Origin of the sequence: Luedemannella helvata (genome assembly GCF_039528415.1) — a bacterium.
GTDB lineage: Bacteria > Actinomycetota > Actinomycetes > Mycobacteriales > Micromonosporaceae > Luedemannella > Luedemannella helvata.
On the sequence record NZ_BAAALS010000128.1, the window covers coordinates 1 to 629 of the forward strand.

General features: G+C 70.1%; 2 protein-coding genes. One reads left to right on the plus strand and one right to left on the minus strand.

The window, feature by feature from the left end; all coding sequences use genetic code 11:
• A partial coding sequence (locus tag ABD191_RS29385) for a GntR family transcriptional regulator (protein WP_425560906.1) occupies positions 1-285 on the minus strand: 285 nt, incomplete at its 3' end.
• Between the two features lie 129 nt (positions 286-414).
• Here ABD191_RS29385 and ABD191_RS29080 point away from each other — a divergent pair.
• The gene (locus ABD191_RS29080; protein ID WP_344089186.1) at positions 415-549 is read left to right on the plus strand and encodes a hypothetical protein; all 135 of its coding nucleotides are present in this window, start codon (positions 415-417) and stop codon (positions 547-549) included.
• Positions 550-629 lie beyond the last annotated feature (80 nt).

Genomic DNA, 629 nt, shown 5'->3' on the forward strand with positions numbered 1-629 from the left:
GGCTTTCTGGGCGGTGGCACGGGCGACGCCGTGCTCCTCTGCTAGGCGTTCGGCGGACGGCAGCGCGGCCCCCGGCGGGTAGTCGCCCGCTTCGATCGCGGCCCGGAGGGCGTCCGCGAGCCGGTGGGTGGCCCCTGTCATCCATCCTCCTCGGTGTTTTTCACGGTCACTTCCTTCGTAGAGTATCCCACCAGCGGTAGACCGTGCTACGGTCTGTGCTGTCGAAACAAGGCGACCCCGAGTCGACGGTGTTCCAGCACCTATGACTCGGGGCCTAAGACCCATCCACCTGCAGCAACAGGAGGAGTGATCCTGATGTCGGATCGTAGCCCCGCTACCAGTGGTAGCGCATTTCGGTCGTCCGTAGAGCGTCCCACCCCGCAGCGTCTGCACGCTGCCGCAGCCCACGCGTCGATGGCCGCCACCCTCTTCGAGGAGCTGCCCGCCACCGCCCGCAAGGCCGGCGACCACGCCGAAGCCGCCGCCTGCACCGCCCAGGCCGCCGGCCTCCGCCGCGAGATCCAGTACCGCACGCCGGACGCCGCCTGATGGCCGCCCCGGCCCTGGCCCTGTCCGAGGAGTGGCGTGCCGAAGGCCTCGCCTGCCGCGTGATCGAGATCCTCGCGGAC

What these genes read in the sequence shown, in the direction of transcription:
- ABD191_RS29080 (WP_344089186.1), top strand. Translation starts at nt 415, where the DNA reads ATGGCCGCCACCCTCTTCGAGGAGCTGCCCGCCACCGCCCGCAAGGCC.